At 64.3% G+C, this 16,385-nt stretch carries 13 protein-coding genes; 7 read left to right on the top strand and 6 right to left on the bottom strand.

All coding sequences use genetic code 11. From position 1 onward, the window contains the following. The first annotated feature begins 73 nt into the window (after positions 1 to 73). The 4 genes from ACI2KG_RS04775 (at position 74) to ACI2KG_RS04760 (ending at position 5,341) form a co-directional block, all read left to right on the top strand. Complete coding sequence (locus ACI2KG_RS04775) at positions 74 to 1,060, top strand: SCO family protein (protein WP_404661005.1); 987 nt, start codon at positions 74 to 76, stop codon at positions 1,058 to 1,060. An 81-nt stretch (positions 1,061 to 1,141) separates the two neighbouring features. Continuing rightward, positions 1,142 to 3,469, top strand: coding sequence for a putative bifunctional diguanylate cyclase/phosphodiesterase (locus ACI2KG_RS04770; protein ID WP_404661004.1), 2,328 nt, complete (start codon positions 1,142 to 1,144; stop codon positions 3,467 to 3,469). Continuing rightward, a complete protein-coding gene (gene phnD, locus ACI2KG_RS04765; RefSeq protein WP_404661003.1) occupies positions 3,457 to 4,740 on the top strand; it encodes a phosphate/phosphite/phosphonate ABC transporter substrate-binding protein in 1,284 nt (427 codons plus the stop codon). The genes ACI2KG_RS04770 and phnD overlap by 13 nt, the downstream gene beginning before the upstream one ends. Continuing rightward, positions 4,637 to 5,341 (top strand): site-specific integrase, encoded by a 705-nt coding sequence (locus ACI2KG_RS04760; RefSeq protein ID WP_404661002.1) that lies wholly within the window; start codon positions 4,637 to 4,639, stop codon positions 5,339 to 5,341. Before phnD ends, ACI2KG_RS04760 begins: the two co-directional genes overlap by 104 nt. Positions 5,342 to 5,560: 219 nt before the next feature. Here the strand turns inward: ACI2KG_RS04760 and ACI2KG_RS04755 are convergent, their stop codons facing one another. Together ACI2KG_RS04755 and ACI2KG_RS04750 are read right to left on the bottom strand one after the other, a co-directional pair. Beyond that, positions 5,561 to 6,727, bottom strand: a complete 1,167-nt coding sequence (locus ACI2KG_RS04755; RefSeq protein WP_404661001.1) for a glycerate kinase — start codon at positions 6,725 to 6,727, stop codon at positions 5,561 to 5,563. A 222-nt stretch (positions 6,728 to 6,949) separates the two neighbouring features. Further along, positions 6,950 to 8,047 (bottom strand): sugar diacid recognition domain-containing protein, encoded by a 1,098-nt coding sequence (locus tag ACI2KG_RS04750; RefSeq protein WP_404661000.1) that lies wholly within the window; start codon positions 8,045 to 8,047, stop codon positions 6,950 to 6,952. Between the two features lie 163 nt (positions 8,048 to 8,210). Here ACI2KG_RS04750 and ACI2KG_RS04745 point away from each other — a divergent pair, with 163 nt between their 5' ends. Then, a complete protein-coding gene (locus tag ACI2KG_RS04745; protein WP_201201790.1) occupies positions 8,211 to 9,539 on the top strand; it encodes an MFS transporter in 1,329 nt (442 codons plus the stop codon). A gap of 150 nt (positions 9,540 to 9,689) precedes the next feature. On the opposite strand, the gene ACI2KG_RS04740 is transcribed toward ACI2KG_RS04745, so the two are convergent. Further along, complete coding sequence (locus ACI2KG_RS04740) at positions 9,690 to 10,538, bottom strand: RHS repeat-associated core domain-containing protein (protein ID WP_404660999.1); 849 nt, start codon at positions 10,536 to 10,538, stop codon at positions 9,690 to 9,692. A gap of 167 nt (positions 10,539 to 10,705) precedes the next feature. Between ACI2KG_RS04740 and ACI2KG_RS04735 the strand changes: the two genes are divergently transcribed. Then, positions 10,706 to 12,226, top strand: coding sequence for an FAD-dependent oxidoreductase (locus ACI2KG_RS04735; protein WP_404660998.1), 1,521 nt, complete (start codon positions 10,706 to 10,708; stop codon positions 12,224 to 12,226). Between the two features lie 506 nt (positions 12,227 to 12,732). Next, entirely contained in the window at positions 12,733 to 13,830 is a 1,098-nt protein-coding gene (locus tag ACI2KG_RS04730) for an alkene reductase (RefSeq protein ID WP_404660997.1), read from the top strand. 69 nt (positions 13,831 to 13,899) lie between these two features. Here ACI2KG_RS04730 and ACI2KG_RS04725 read toward each other — a convergent pair whose 3' ends face one another. The 3 genes from ACI2KG_RS04725 to ACI2KG_RS04715 form a co-directional block, all read right to left on the bottom strand. Continuing rightward, a complete protein-coding gene (locus ACI2KG_RS04725) occupies positions 13,900 to 14,112 on the bottom strand; it encodes a cold-shock protein (protein ID WP_016499620.1) in 213 nt (70 codons plus the stop codon). Positions 14,113 to 14,258: 146 nt separating this feature from the next. Beyond that, complete coding sequence (locus tag ACI2KG_RS04720) at positions 14,259 to 15,239, bottom strand: LLM class flavin-dependent oxidoreductase (protein WP_404660996.1); 981 nt, start codon at positions 15,237 to 15,239, stop codon at positions 14,259 to 14,261. 100 nt (positions 15,240 to 15,339) lie between these two features. Then, entirely contained in the window at positions 15,340 to 16,251 is a 912-nt protein-coding gene (locus ACI2KG_RS04715) for a LysR substrate-binding domain-containing protein (RefSeq protein ID WP_404660995.1), read from the bottom strand. Positions 16,252 to 16,385: the final 134 nt, after the last annotated feature.

Raw genomic sequence — 16,385 nt, 5'->3', positions numbered from 1 at the left:
AGCGGGTTCACCCGCGAACACCGGCCAGGCCGGTGCCATCCACCGCGTCGCAACCATTGACGAGGTCCCCATCATGCCTGGCTCATGGCGTTTCCTGCTGGTACTCGCACTGTTCGCCGCCAGCGTCCCGTTCTGGCCGTTACAACCGCAACCACAACCGATAGCCGCAGAAGCCGCCACCCCCTGGGGTGCCAACTACTTCCCGAACATCCCCCTGCTCACCCAGGACGGCGAAAAAGTGCACTTCTATGACGACCTGATCAAGGACAAGGTGGTCGCCATCAACTTCATCTTCACCGGCTGCTCCGACTCCTGCCCGGTGGAGACCGCGCGCCTGCGCCAGGTACAGAAGATCCTCGGCGACCGGGTCGGCAAGGACATCTTCCTCTATTCCATCAGCATCGACCCCTACAACGACACGCCCGCCACCCTCAAGCGCTACGCCGAAAAGTTCTCCATCGGCCCCGGCTGGACGCTGCTGACCGGCGAGCCCAACGACATCGAGCAACTGCGCCGTAGCCTGGGGCTGTGGATTGATGGCCTGGAAAACGGCCGCTCCAAGGACCACAACTTGAGCCTGATCATCGGCAACCAGGCCACCGGCCGCTGGATGAAGGCCTCGCCTTTTGAAAGCCCTTACATTCTCGCCGACCGCCTGGGCAACAGCCTGCACAACTGGAAGCAGGCCAGCGCCATGAACAATGACTATGCCCAGGCCCCCGAAGTGCGCCCGCCCGGCAGTGGCGAGCAGATCTTCCGTACCCGCTGCTCGTCCTGCCACACCTTGGGCAACACCGAGCCGGGCCAGCCAGGCATCGGCCCGGACTTGCTGGGGGTCACTCGCCAGCGTGACGCCAACTGGCTGACCCGCTGGCTGAAGGAGCCCGACCAGATGCTGGCCGAGAAAGACCCTTTGGCCCTGCTGCTGTATGAGCAGTACAACCGCCTGGCCATGCCCAACATGCGCCTGGGCGAAGCTGAAGTCAGCGCGTTGATGAGCTATATCGAAGAAGAAACCACGCGTTTGCAAACGCCGGTGGCAGATAGGGGGAAACCTTAAAGGCACAACGCCACCAGTCATCAGCCTGTCATCTGACTGTCGTATTTTTTCAGCACCACCCAGGGTCGGGAACTATCAGCAGTGATTCGCCGTTCGCTTTCCTCCGCCAGCCTTCTGCGGCTGCTGAACCTGATGCTTTGTGCGGCCACCCTGGCCTTTCTCTGGGGGCTGCACGTCACCCAGAAAGCCGCCGCCCGCCAGGATGCACTGTCGGCGAAGGCCGCCGAGCACCTGAACCTGGCCAGCATTGTCGGCGAAAGCCTGCGCCAACTGGTCGACCGCGCCCAGGCGGTCGGCCGGGTGACTCAGGACGACATGAAAGTGCTGCGCCAGCGTAACTTCAGCCTGGCGCGCATCCTCGCCGAAGACCCGGTGTTCAAGCGCATGAGCCTGTATGACCGGCAAGGCCGGCTGCTGTCGGCCAGCCATGCCGACGAGGCCCCGGCGTTGCCTGACGACTGGCTGCACCAGCTGCGGCAGCACGTTGGCCACTACGGGTTCAAAGCCTTCCTGCCCAGCATCCAGCCCCCCGACCAACCCGCGGCCCTGCCCACCTGGCGCCTGCCGTTCCTGCTGCCGCTGACCGACCCGACCGGCCGGAAGATCGAGAACATTCTGGTGGTACAGCTGGACATCGGTTACCTGGCGGTATTGTTCCAGCACATCGACCTGGGCAGCAGCGGCCTGGTACGCCTGCTGCAGGATGATGGCCTGGAGCGGTTGCGCATCGACACCAGCGGCGTGGTGGTGGCCGGCGATACGTTGCAACCAGAGCTGCCAAGGCGCGGCAACGAAGCCGGCCTGCTCACCCAGTATGCCGCTGGCGAGGCCTTTCAGAGCCTGTACCGGCGGGTGCCCGAGCGCGGTTTCAGCGTGGTGGTCAGCCAGCGTCAGGACGAGATCCTCGCCCCCTCGACACTGGCCTATTCCCGGCAGTTCTGGCTGAACCTGAGCATGACCCTGATGATCCTTGCCAGCCTGATGTGGACCCTGCGCCTGTTGCGCAAGCGCCAAGAGGCCTTCAACGCCCTGGAGCACGCCCAGCAGGTCAACCAGCAACTGATCGGCCGCCTCGAGGACGAACACCGGCGCAGCAGCCACGCCGCCGCCACCGACCACCTCAGCGGCCTGCACAACCGCCGCCAGTTCGTCGAAGTCGCCGAACAGGCACTGACCCGGCAACGGGGCAAGCGCCGGTTGATGGCGATCCTGTTCATCGACATGGACCGTTTCAAGTCGATCAACGACTCGCTCGGGCACAAGATCGGCGACCTGCTTCTGCAAGCCGTGGCGGGTCGCATACAACGCTTGCTGGAGCCCGGCGACGAAGCTTCACGCTTTGGCGGCGACGAGTTCGTGGTGCTGCTAGCCGGCGAGCGCAGTGAAGACCAGATCAATGCCTGGGTTCGCGTACTGGTACAAAAGCTGTCGGCCACCTATGCCCTCGGCGGCCAGGAGGTCAACACCAGCCCCAGCGTTGGTGTGAGCATCTGCCCGCGCGACGGCCAGGATATCGACAGCCTGATCCGCACTGCCGACGCCGCGATGTATTCGGCCAAGCAGGCCGGGCGTGCACAGTATCGCTTCTTCGACCCCTCGCTGAACCTGGCCGACATCCAGGCCTTTACCCTGGAGCAGGCGTTTGGCAGTGCCTTGGCCGAGCGCCAGTTCCTGCTGCACTTTCAGCCGCAGATTCGCCTGGATACCCAGCAGGTGCTGGGCTACGAAGCGCTGGTGCGCTGGGACCACCCCGAGTTCGGCCTGCTCTACCCGGACCGTTTCATCGACCTTGCCGAGCGCAGCGGCTTTATTGTCGACCTGGGCTGGGAGGTGCTGCGCCTGGCCTGTGAGGCCTTGTCCAGTTGGGATGCCCAAGGCCGGGAAACGCGGCTGGCGGTGAATGTATCGGCCTTGCAGTTGCGTCAGACCGGCTTTGCTACGCGGTTGCTGGGCAAATTGCAGCACCATGGCATTGCACCCTCGCGGCTGGAGCTGGAAATTACCGAGACCACAATCCTCGACCCCGAAAGCACAGCCGTGACCCACCTGCATACCTTGCGTGGCGCTGGCCTGGGCATCAGCCTGGACGACTTCGGCCGCGGCTACGCCGGCTTCGCCCATTTGCATTCGTTGCCATTGAGCAAGCTGAAGATCGACCGCTCGCTGATTGCGCCGCTGTCCAACAGCCCTGACGACAGCCCGATCGTGACTTCTACCATCATCTTGGCCAAGCGCCTGGGGCTGGAAGTGGTTGCCGAAGGCGTGGAAACCCGTGAACAGGTGGTGTGCCTGAAGCTGGCTGGTTGCGATATCGCCCAGGGCTACCACTTCAGCCGGCCGCTGTCGCCGGCGCAACTGCTCGACTACCCGCCTTTCAACGGCATCGAGGAAAAGGCATGCGTGTACTGAGCGCACTGGCGTGGCTGCTGGCGGCCAGTTTGTCGGCCAAGGTCGCTGCTGCCGATTGCAGGCCCCACAGCCTGCGCCTGGCGGTGATACCGATCAAAAGCGCCGAGGCCATGGCCCGTGAGCACCAGCCGCTGCTGCAGCGTTTGAGCACGGCGGCCGGGGTGCCGGTGGAGCTGGTGATCGCGGCCTCCTACGAAAGCGTGGTCGATGCCATTGTATCGGGCGGTGCGGACATTGCCCGGCTTGGCCCGGCGTCATATGTATTGGCCCATCGTCGCGACCCGCAGATCGAACCGTTTGCCACCTTTACCTTGAGCGCCGGCCCCTACACGCCAGCGGGCAACCACTATCAGGCGCTGCTGCTGACCCGTGGCGACGCGGTGAACAGCATCGAGGCCCTGCGCGGCAAGCGCGTGGGCCTGACCGACCCGGCAAGCACCTCGGGCAGCCTGGTGCCCAGCGTCGAATTTGCCGCCCACGTGGGCATGCCGCTGACGCAGTTTTTTGGCACACTGGTGTATGCCGGTAACCACGACAAGGCCCTGGAAGCCTTGCTGGAGGGCCGGGTCGATGCGGCATTTGTCGCCAGCGAGCGCACCGATGCCTACCTGGCCCAGCATGCCATCGCCGCCACACGGCTGAAGGCGCAGTGGCGCTCACAACCGATCTACTATGACCCGTATGTGTTCAGTGCCAGCCTGTGCCCGGCGCTGAAAGCGCGTATCCGCAAGGCCATGCTCGAAGACCCGCAGGCGCTGGCGGCGTTCGTTGCCTCACAGGATGCCAGCGGGCTGGTGCCGGTCAGCCAGGCCGAGTACGCGCCGCTGCAGCAGATGATGGATGCAGCAGTACCGCGTTGGCATGCATTGCCTGCTGATACACGCTATCGTGTACCCATTCCCCACCAACACCACCCGTACCATGACCGACATCGAGCGCTACCTGCGCGCCGCCACTCGAGACAACACCCGGCGCAGCTATCAGGCCGCCATCGAACACTTCGAAAGCCACTGGGGCGGTTTCCTGCCGGCCACTGCCGAGAGCATCGCCCGCTACCTGGCCGACCACGCCAGCCAGCACGCGGTCAGCACCCTGCGCCAACGCCTGGCCGCGCTCAGCCAATGGCACGTGGCACAGGGTTTCCCCGACCCGACCAAGGCGCCCTTGGTGCGCCAGGTGCTACGCGGCATCCGCACCCTGCACCCGACGCCGCCGAAACAGGCCGCGCCACTGTTGCTGCAACACCTGCAAACCGCCGTGGCCTGTTTTGAAGAAGAGGCACGCGTAGCCTGCGAACAGCATGATTTGGCTGCCCTGCGCCGGGCCCGGCGCGATAGCGCGCTGCTGCTACTGGGTTTCTGGCGTGGTTTTCGCGGTGATGAGCTGGCGCGCCTGCGCGTCGAGCACATCCAGGCCGAGGCCGGTGTTGGCATTACCCTGTTCCTGCCGCGCAGCAAGGGTGACCGCGAAGCACTGGGTGTGCAGCACCGCACCCCTGCCCTCAAGGCCTTGTGCCCGGTCACGGCCTACCTGCAATGGCTGGAGGTTGCCGGCATTGCCCATGGGCCGGTGTTCCGCAAGCTCGACCGCTGGGGCAACCTTGGCGACAGCGCGCTCAACAGCAACAGCCTGGTCGGCCTGCTGCGGCGCATGCTGGAACGTGCCGGGGTACCGGCGGCGCTGTATACCGGCCACTCGTTACGGCGCGGTTTTGCCACCTGGGCCACCGCCAACGGTTGGGAATTGAAATCGCTGATGAGCTACGTGGGCTGGAAAGACGCCAAATCGGCGCTGCGTTACATCGACGCGGCGCAGCGCTTTGGCGAGCTGGCTGTATTACCGGCCAACCAGGCGCAAGCGCTTATTCCCTGAAACTGTGCCGGGCGACACCACCGGTTTCCGGGCGAATGCCGTACAGGTCGCCCGCATCGGAGTGCAGGAGGCGGCGGCGGGGCTTGGGCTGTACATGAAATGGAGCGCCCAGCATACCTCGCCGGCGCTGGCCAACTTCGTTGCCATGTTCGATTCAGCCCAACACAGTCCTTTGTAGGAGCGGGCTTGTCCCGCGAACACCGGCGTAGCCGGTGCCATTCACCGCGTCGCTTTCTTCGCGGGTGAGCCCGCTCCTACCGCGCAGCGCCACAGGCGGCCAATGTCGCAGGCCCGTGCCTGCAGCAGTTCAGCGGCATTGACACACGCCTGCTCCAGGCTCATCGGGCCACTGGCCAGGGCAAAGGCGGCATCGACGCCATGTGCATACAACTGCTGGTAACCCTCGCCCAAGGTCCCGGCCAGCACCACCACCGGCACGCCATGGCGCTTGGCAACCCGGGCCACGCCCATCGGCGTCTTGCCGCGCAGTGTCTGCGCATCGAAGCGGCCCTCACCCGTCACCACCAGGTCCGCGTCCTGCACCAGGGCGTCGAGCCCGGCCAGTTCGGCCACCACCTCTACCCCCGGGCGGAACTGCGCGCCCATGAACGCCCGGGCGGCGAAGCCCATGCCACCGGCGGCACCACAACCGGGGTAGTCACGTACATCCTCACCCAGCAGTTGCGCGCAGTGGTCGGCGAAATGCCCCAACGCCTGGTCCAGTGCCTGCACCTGCTGCGGGTTGGCGCCTTTCTGCGGGCCGAAGATCGCTGAAGCACCGTTGACCCCGCACAGCGGGTTATCGACGTCTGCAGCCACTTCGAATTGCACCTCGGCCAGGCGTGGGTCGAGGTCGCTGGCGTCGATGCGGGCCAGCCTGGCCAAGGCCAGGCCACCCTCTTCCAGCGCCTCCCCTTCGGCATCCAGCAGGCGCAGGCCCAGGGCGCGCAACATGCCGCTTCCGGCGTCGTTGGTGGCGCTGCCGCCAATGGCCAGCACCACGCGCTGCGCACCGGCCGCCAAGGCGGCGGCAACCAGCTCACCGGTACCCCAGGTGCTGCTGCGGCAGGCATCACGCTGGCCGGTTGGCACCAGTTGCAGGCCACTGGCCTGGGCCATCTCGATGATTGCCGTGCGGCTTTGCGGCAGCCAGCCCCAGCCAGCCTCGACGCTTTGCCCCAGCGGGCCACGCACGGTCTGGCGACGCAGCTCGCCATGGCTTGCTGCCAGGATCGCGTCCATGGTGCCTTCGCCGCCGTCGGCCATCGGGCACTCGACCAACTGCGCGTCCGGCCACGCCTCGGCCAGGCCCGCAGCGATGGCGCGGGCAACACCGGCAGCGTCGAGGCTGTCCTTGAACGAGTCGGGGGCAATGACGATCTTCATGGCGATTCTCCTGTCCTGATGGCCGCATGCTGACAGGTGGCTGCCAAGGTGGCCTCGGTCAAATGCACAAAACGCCGGGCGGGTTGTTTGGGCAGATGCCTTTCGCCTGTAGCGGCCCCATCGCCGGCAAGCCAGCTCCCACAGGAAGGATGCTGCCACGGGCCTGTAGCAGAACCTGTGGGAGCTGGCTTGCCGGCGATAGGGCCAGTACAGGTGAGGGCTTCAGTCTGCGGGCAACAGCTGCAACCCCAGATACAAGCTCAGCATCCCTTCCATCCGCAGCGGGTCCACCTCGCCCAGCTCGGCAACCCGCTCCAGGCGATAGCGCAGGCTGTTGCGGTGGATGCCCAAGGCATCGGCACAGGCCTGGCTCTGGCCGTCATGCGCGCACCAGGCACGCAGCGTCGCCAGCAACTGGCCGCTGCTGTCCCTGGCACGTATGCGCTGCAATGGCTCCAGCAGCTCATCCAGCGCGTCATCGTTGCGGTGGCGCCACAGTAATGCCGGCAGCCGGTAGCGTTGCAGGCTGAGCAGGCGTTCACCTGGCAATACTTCGCGACCATAGGCCAGCAAGTCACGTACCCGCCGGTAACCCCGGCGCAACTGCTCCAGGCTCTGCGCCGTGCTGCCCAAGGCCAGCCGCTCCACCTCCCAGCCGTGCCGTTGCAAGCGCTCCAGCAGGCGCGCTTCATCCAGCGCGGCCCCTGCCGGGCGACACCACAGCAACGACTGGCGCGCCGGGCTGACGCACCAGCTGTCCGGGTAACGGCTGATCAGCCATGCTGCAAGCGCCTCGGCGGCTGGCCCAGAGGCCAGTTCGAACAGGCACGGCACCCGCGCTAGCTGGGGTTTCAGGCCCAGTTGCCGGGCTTCATCGAGCAAGCGCGGAGAATCACCGCTGCCGCCCAGCAACAGGGCCAGCAAGTCGTCACAGCGCTGCCGCCGCCATTGCTGGTCAGCCTGCAAATGGCGCTGGGCCAGCAACATTTCGGCAGTCATTCGCACCAGTTCGCCGTAAGTGCGCACCTGCTGCGGGTCGCCGGTCAGGCCGAGCACGCCCATCAGCCGGCCATCGAGCATCAACGGCAGGTTCACCCCCGGCTGCACGCCCTTCAGGCATTTGGCTGCATCCACGTCCAGTTCGACAATGCGGCCGTTGGCCAATACCAGCTGCGCGCCCTCGTGGCGGGTGTTGATGCGTTCCGGCTCGCCACTGCCCAGGATCAGGCCCTGGCTGTCCATGACGTTGACGTTGCACGGCAAAATGGCCATTGCCCGGTCAACGATATCCTGTGCCAGGTCATGGTCGAGTTCGAACATTGCGTGTTCCTTTGGGTGTTAGGCTTTTGGGCCCGGGCACAGGAGCCTGGGGCAAGCACTGTGCAAAAGCACAAAGACAGGCACGCCGCAGTCCCCGAGACTCGTCAGGGCGAGCGCCGGAACAGGCGACGCGGCGACAACCATAACAACAGAGAACCCGATCATGGCACACAGCCCCGCCCCTGACCAAGGCACGGACACCACCCGCAACGCGCTGTACCGGCGCATCACCCTGCGGTTGATTCCGTTCATTTTCATCTGCTACCTGTTTAACTACCTGGACCGCGTCAACGTCGGCTTTGCCAAGCTGCAGATGCTCGACGCCCTGAAATTCAGCGAAACGGTGTATGGCCTTGGCGCCGGCATCTTCTTCATCGGCTACGTATTGTGCGGCCTGCCAAGCAACCTGGCGCTGAACCGCTTCGGCCCGCGGCGCTGGATTGCGCTGATGATGATTGCCTGGGGCAGTTTGTCCACCTGCCTGCTGTTCGTCACCACCCCCACCGAGTTCTACACCCTGCGCCTGCTCACCGGCGCCGCCGAAGCGGGCTTCTTCCCGGGTGTGGTGCTGTACCTCTCGCGCTGGTTCCCGGCGGCCCGCCGCGGGCGCATCATGGCACTGTTCATGTCGGCCATCCCGGTGTCCGGCCTGCTGGGTGGGCCATTCTCCGGCTGGATCCTCGAACACTTCGCCACCGGCCAGCATGGCCTGGCCGGCTGGCAGTGGATGTTCCTGATCCAGGGCCTGCCGACCGTGGCGTTGGGTATCCTGGCGGTGTTCCTGCTCAGTGACGGCTACCAGAAAGCCGCCTGGCTGAGCCCGGCCGAGCGCCAGCTGATCGCAGCCGACCTGGAGGCCGACGCCGCCAGCAAGCCGAACACCACCGGCGACAGTGTATTGGCCGTGTTGACCAACCCGCTGATCTGGACCTTCGGCTTCGTCTACTTCTGCATCCAGAGCGGCGTGTACGCAATCAACTTCTGGCTGCCATCGATCATCAAGGGCATGGGCTTCGACAACCCACTGCTGATTGGCTGGCTCAGCGCCATTCCGTACCTGCTGGCTGGCGTCTTCATGATCCTTTGCGGGCGTTCCGCCGACCTGCGCAACGAGCGCCGCTGGCACCTTGTAGTGCCGATGCTGATGGGCGCTATCGGCCTGCTGATCGCCGTGAACTTCTCGGGCAACCCGGCCATCGCCATCCTCGGCCTGTCAATCGCTACCATGGGCGCCCTCACCGGCTTGCCGATGTTCTGGCCGATGCCGACGGCGTTGCTCAGTGCCAGTGCCGCCGTGGCGGGCCTGGCGATCATCAACTCGGTGGGGCAGATGGCAGGCTTCCTCAGCCCGTACCTGGTGGGTTTCATCAAGGACCAGACCGGCTCCACCGATGCCGCGCTGTACTCGCTGGCGGCGCTGATCGTGGTGGGTAGCCTGGTGGCCTTGCGCGTTACCCGTGCGGGTGCGCTGAGTTCTGCCCGGGCCAATTAAGACCCTTCGCGGGTAAACCCGCTCCCACAGGGGACACCACGATGCTCTGGCATGTGGCGATCCTGTGGGAGCGGGTTTACCCGCGAAGAGGCCCGCCCAGACCACACAAAAACTACCCATCCCCGCCGCTCTTCAGGCAGACAATTGTCGTTAGACGGTAGTGACTATGACCTCTAACCGTTCTCTAGTGGCCGGCATGTTCCGGATGTTGCGCATTTCTTCAGGCAATTCCACATGAACAATGCCTGACTCCCTTCCCTGTAGCAGGTTCCACCCGAACATCTCTTTCCCCACCTCAGCTGCGAGCTGAGCGCGACTGATTTTGTACTGCTTGATATCCGCAAGCGTCCGGGCGCTGGAACTCCCAGCCTGCATTCCCCGCCCTACCATGCCCGTTCCTCCGGTCCCCAGCCGCACGCTCGATGAAAATATCGAAGAGAGTGACGATTGCGCCTGCCATGCCGCTACAACGCCGGGTGGCGTGCCGAGGATCAAGCCCGCGACCCCCGAGATCGTTGCAATTGAATTGCCTGCGCGAGCCAACTTAGGGTAATCGGGAATACGATTGGGAGAAGCAAGGTACTGCTCAGCTGTCATATTAAGGTGCGCGGCATGAACAGACCTTTTGATAATGGGCGTAGCAACCTTGAGCGCCGACATGCCAGTATTTATCGACCCTGTGACCCCACTGAAGAACTGCTGCAGCGTGCGCACAAAATCATGACCGCTTCTGTCAACATGGTTTACGGGGTCGCCCTTGCAATACGCATAGCTGTTCAGTCCGCCTTTGCCAAACGGGCAAAGTGAGTCGGCGCTGCAGAATCTCATCAAGTCCGGTCGATACAAACGCTGGCCATTTCCAAGTAAATAGCCCTCTGTTGCGATGTCCCACCACTCGCCGACAAAGCCCAAGGCAAAGTCGCTCCGCGGGCTGACCCCGTATGCAGTGTATGCCGTGGCGCCCATCACTGACTGTTGTATATCCACTGCGAGCAGCATGGCCGGCTCCTTGTAGCAACGCAAAATGAAAGCATGGCTAGACGTGAGGCAAACTGAAACTGGCAGAAGTGCCAGTAGTGCAAACGCGACTCCGATCGTCAGATCGGCGCACCTACTTCCCACCACGGGCGTCAAATGGTTCCAAAGGCCCCCTTTGGAGAAGCCCCATGACCCAGCACGCCGTAGCCCGCCTGGCGCAACTCGACGAACACCGCCCCTTGCGCGTCCAGGCCGGCAACGAAGAACTCATCGTCGTCCGCCAGGGCGACCAGGTGCGTGCCTACCAAGGCAACTGCCCCCATGCCGGCGCGCCGCTCGACGAAGGCGTGGTCTGCGCTGGCCAGCTGGTTTGCCCTTGGCACAAAGCCGCGTTCGCGGTTGATGACGGCATGGTTTGCGAACCTCCGGCACTGGCTGACCTGCGCCGTTACAAGGCCTGGGTCAAGGGTGATGAAGTGTGGGTCGACGACCAACCGTTGCCGGCAATCGAGCCGCCCAGGCACAGCGATGCCCGCTGTTTTGTAGTCGTTGGTGCCGGCGCTGCGGGCAGCGCTGCAGTCGCCACCCTGCTCAACCACGGCTTCTCCGGCCGACTGGTGTGGGTCGACCAGGAGCGCCAGCCAGCCTACGACCGTACCTCGCTGAGCAAATTCGTGATCGCCGGGCAGATGGCGCCCGATGAAGTCCCCGCGCTGCTCGAAGCCTACGCCCTGCGCAAAGGCCAACTGGAACGTAAACACGGCAAGGTCCGCAACTTGAACAGCCAGAAGCGCCAACTCACCCTCGCCGACGGCGAGCAAATCGAGTACGACGCCTGCCTGCTGGCCACCGGCGGCAAAGCGCTGCGCCCGGAACTGCCCGGCGTCGACCTGCCTGGGGTGTTTACCCTGCGTTCGCGCGAGGATGCCGCCCAGGTGCTGGATGCCGCCGAACCTGGCCAACCGGTGGTGATCGTCGGTGATGGTTTCATCGGCCTGGAAGCCGCCTCGGCCCTGCGTAAGTACGGCGCACCGGTCCATCTTGTCACTCGCCACGAAGTCCCGCTGGCCCGGCAGCTGGGTGAGCGCATCGGCCGCAGCATTCGAGAGCTGCATGAACGCAAAGGGGTCACCTTCCATGGCCCCACCGGGGTTGAGCGGATCGAAGGCCAGGACAAGGTCGAAGCCGTGCTGCTGGCCAACGGCGAGCGCCTGCAAACGCCGTTGGTCTTGCTAGGCACGGGGGTTAAACCGGCCACTGCCTTCCTGCAGGGCGTGCCGCTGGGCGAGGACAAGTCGGTGCGGGTCGACGCAGAAATGCGTGCTGCCGATGGCCTGTGGGCCGCGGGCGATATCGCCACCTTCCCGCTCACGGGGCGCCCGGTGCGCATCGAACATTGGCGCCTGGCCCAGCAGCACGGGGTGATCGCCGCCGCCAACATGCTGGGCGAACAGCGCCGCTATGCGGATGTGCCGTTCTTCTGGACCTACCAGCATGGCCGTACCTACGAGGTGTTGGGACACACGCAGGACTGGAACCGGATCGAGTTCGTTGGCGAGCCAGAGAAAGGTGATTTTATTGCCCTGCAGTGTGTAGATGAACGGGTCGAGGCGGTGATTGCCAAGGGCTATTCCGATGCCATGGCGACGCTGTCGCAGCGCATGAAGCGGCCATTGACCCTGCAGGAGGCGATGGCGCTGATCGGCTGACTGGGTAATATCGGTCAGTTGAGTGTAGGCTAGGTGCTTGCCTTGAGACGTTGGGTACCTGTGAGATCGAGCGCCGCCCGCGCGGCGCTTCGCGGCACAAGGCCGCTCCCACATCTGTTTCGGGCCAATTATGCCTGTGCCTTTGAGGCGCGCCCCTGGGTGCATGGCTTGAGATTGATGAAGAGCAGCGGCTCCGCCAATGCGAGTGGAACAAACAAGGCGGGCGGAGGTGATCTCACAGAAGTAACTGGCCCAAGACAGATGTGGGAGCGGCCTTGTGCCGCGAAGCGCCGCGCGGGCGGCGCTCGATCTCACAGGCACCCAAGATTTCAGGGCCAACACTTGTCCGCCCTTACCATTTAACTGACCGACGTTAGGTTGAGAGACGCCTTTCAATGCGTGCCAGAACAGCCCATTGGGGAGCCCAATGCCGGGCTCCCGGTCCCCCCTTTCCCCAATCATCCCGGTATCGTGCGCCCCATTGGTTTTCCACCTCTGGAGCTGCAATGAAACTCTTGCAACCGCTGCAAATCGGCCCTCTCACCCTACGCAACCGTGTATTCATGGCCCCGCTCACCCGCCTGCGCAGCCTGGAGCCAGGTGACGTGCCCACCCCGCTGATGGGCGAATACTACCGCCAACGCGCCAGCGCCGGGCTGATCATCACCGAAGCCACGCAGATCTCCTTCCAGGCCAAGGGCTACTCCGGCTCGCCGGGCATTCACAGCGCCGAACAGATCGCAGCCTGGAAGCACATCAACGCGGGCATCCACGCCGACGGCGGCCACAGTGCCGTGCAGGTCTGGCACACCGGGCGGGTGTCGCATACCTCGCTGCAGCCTGGTGGCGAAGCACCGGTGGCCCCTTCGGCGCTGCCAGCCGGCGCGCGCACTACCCTGCGTGACGAGCAAGGCAACCTGATGCGGGTCGAAACCTCGGTACCGCGTGCATTGAGCGAAGCGGAGATTGCCGACATCGTCGCCGACTTCGGCCAGGCGGCAGTCAACGCCCGTGAAGCCGGGTTTGACTTTATCGAGCTGCACGCCGCCCACGGTTACCTGCTGCACCAGTTCCTTACCCCCAGCGCCAACCAGCGCGACGACCGCTACGGCGGCAGCGTTGAAAACCGTGCGCGCATCGTACTGGAAGCGGTCGATGCGGCGATTGCCAGCTGGAGTGCCGAACGCGTGGGCATCCGCGTGTTCCCGCTGGGTGGTTTCAATGGGGTGGACAACGGCGAAGATCAGGAGGCCGCAGGCCTGTACCTGATCCGCGAACTGGCCAAGCGCAACCTGGCCTACCTGCACCTGTCCGAGCCGGACTGGGCGGGCGGCAAACCCCTGCGCGACGAGTTCCGTGAAGCGATCCGTGCGGCCTACCCGGGGGTGATCATTGCCGCCGGTGCCTATACGGCCGAGAAAGGCGAAGACCTGATCGGGCGCGGCTTGATCGATGCCGTAGCATTCGGGCGCAGCTACATTGCCAACCCGGACCTGGTCGAGCGGCTGCGGCTGCAGGCGCCGCTGAACGAGCACCGGGCGCAGTTCGACTATGCCAACGGGCCTGAGGGATATACGGATTATCCGTTCCTCAAGCAGGCTTGATTGAAACGGGGCCGTTTTTAGCTGGCGTGTGCAACCAACCAAAAGTTCGGCTGCACACGCGTAGCGCTGTTACTCGGCACGCACCTGTGCAGCCTGCATGCCCTTTTGCCCTTTTTCAGCAACGAAAGAGACCTTCTGGCCCTCTTTCAGCGACTTGAAACCGTCCGACTCAATGGCTTTGAAGTGAACGAAAAGGTCGTCACCACCGCCATCCGGGGTGATGAAGCCGAACCCCTTCTCGTCGTTGAACCATTTGACCGTACCGGATTGTCTGTTCGACATGCTCTGAATCCTCGAATGCTGTTAGGTGCGTTGTAGTGGCCATGTCAACCGACATGGCCTCTGCACGTTATAGAGTGGGCGATAAGAGGCAATCTGGCCACTGGCATTTCTACCAGTAGGCCTGCACACCGCCCGCACCGTGCGCACTACAGCAAATCAGCCAAGGCCTGCGCCGCATAGGCATGCGACCGCTGCCGTGCCAGCGGGTCATGCATACGGCAGTCGATCATCAACTCATCTGCCGCGGTCTGCTCGATTAGCAAGCGCAGCCCTTCCCTTACCCGCTCAGGGCCACCGGCCACGGTGCAGGCCATTACCTGTTCCAGCACCGCGCGCTCATGCTCCGGCAAGCGTTCGACATAGCCTTCCTGCGGCTTGGGCAACAAGCCAAAGCGCCCGACATGCAGGTCGAGCATCCACTTGCGGTGGGAGCTGGCCAGGTAATCCGCTTCGGCATCGCTGGCCGCAGCGAAAAGGTTCATGCCAACCATCACATACGGCTTGGCCAGTTGTGCCGAGGGCTGGAAGTTGGCGCGGTAATGGGCAATTGCCTGCAGCAGGTAACGCGGGGCAAAGTGCGAGGCGAACGCATACGGCAGGCCAAGCTTTGCTGCCAGGTCGGCGCCGAACAGGCTGGAGCCGAGGATCCACACCGGTACCTCGTGCTTGCCCGGCACACCCCGCACCCGGCGCTTCCCATTGTCGGCCAGGTAATCACGCAGTTCGGCGATGTCCTGGCTGAAGTCGCGCTCCGGCGCGGCGCCGCGCAGGGCGCGCACGGTGGGCCCGGAGGTACCTGGTGCGCGCCCAAGGCCAAGGTCGATACGGCCCGGGTGCAAAGTGTCGAGGGTGCCAAACTGCTCGGCAACCACCAGCGGTGCGTGGTTGGGCAGCATGATCCCGCCAGCACCAACGCGAATGTGCCGGGTGGCGTTGGCCACTTCGTTGATGACCAGCGACGTGGCCGCCGAGCCAATGCCCGGCATGTCGTGGTGTTCGGCGATCCAGTAACGGCTGTAGTGCTGTTGCTCGACATGCCACGCCAGTTGGCGGGATTCTTCGATCGCGTCGGCAAAGGTCTTGCCTTCGCCGATCATGACCAGATCCAGTACGGACAGTGCAGTCATGGGGTCTCCAGAGGGATTATCAGTGGCTGCCAGTTTCCCTGCTGCGCCGCCAGTGATAAACCCGGTTTCAGGCCCGGCTAAGGGGCCTGACAGTCCCCAATCAGGACTCCCAGGGCACGCCCGCCTCCCAACTGGCCACCAGCAGGTCGATGAAGCCGCGTACCCGCGGGGACAGGTGGCGCTTGCTCGGGTACACGATGCGGATCGGGTCTGCCGGTGGCCGGTAAGCTTGCAACACCTCCACCAGGGTGCCGGCGCGCAGGTCGTCGCCGGTGATGTAGGTGGGCAGGTGGATCAGCCCGAAACCGGCCCGGGCACCGTCAAGCATGGCCTCGGAACTGTCGATATTCAGCCGCCCGGGGTCTTCGCACAGGTGCAGGCCGGCTTCGGTGTGAAAGCGCCAGGGCATGGCCTTCTCACCGGCGAGGAAGGCGATTTTGTCGTGGCCGTAGAGGTCACCGGGCACTTGCGGCACGCCACGCGCCTCGAAGTACGCGGGTGAAGCACAGGTGACAAACTGCTGCCAGGCCACGGTGCGGGTCAGCAGCTGCGAATCCTCTTTGGGCGCACCGATGCGCACAGCAACGTCGACGCCCTCCTCGACCAAGTCGACGAAGCGGTCGGTAAAACGGATGTCTGCGCGCAATTCTGGCCATTGCTTGAGGTACTGGTCCAGGATGGGCAACACATGGCGCTGGCCCAGTGACAGCGGCGCAGTCAGGCGCAGGGTGCCGGTGGGTTTGCCCCGACGCTGGGCCATGGTGCTTTCCACCTCGTCGAGGTCGTCCAGAATCTGCCGCCAGCGCTCGAACGCCACCAGGCCTTCGTCGGTCAGGCTCAGCTTGCGCGTGGTGCGGTTGAGCAGGCGCACGGCCATGCGCGCTTCCAGGCGGGCAATGCTTTTGCCAACCGCCGAACGGGTCAGGCCCAGGCTGGCGGCGGCCGCAGTGAAGCTACCGGCCTTCGCGGCGCTGACAAAGGCGGCGATGTCGCCGAAGCGGTTGGGTTCCATGGGTAGGTCCTGAAGCGGGTAGACCGCTGTAAATGGGTATGGACTCATCAAATTCAAGCTGGGGCTGCTGCGCAGCCCATCGCCGGCAAGCCAGCTCCCACACCGACCGCATTGAATTCAAGCCATGCGCCATA

Source organism: Pseudomonas sp. NPDC089407 (assembly GCF_044900445.1).
Classification (GTDB): domain Bacteria; phylum Pseudomonadota; class Gammaproteobacteria; order Pseudomonadales; family Pseudomonadaceae; genus Aquipseudomonas.
This window is presented reverse-complemented; position numbering and strand designations above follow the sequence as displayed.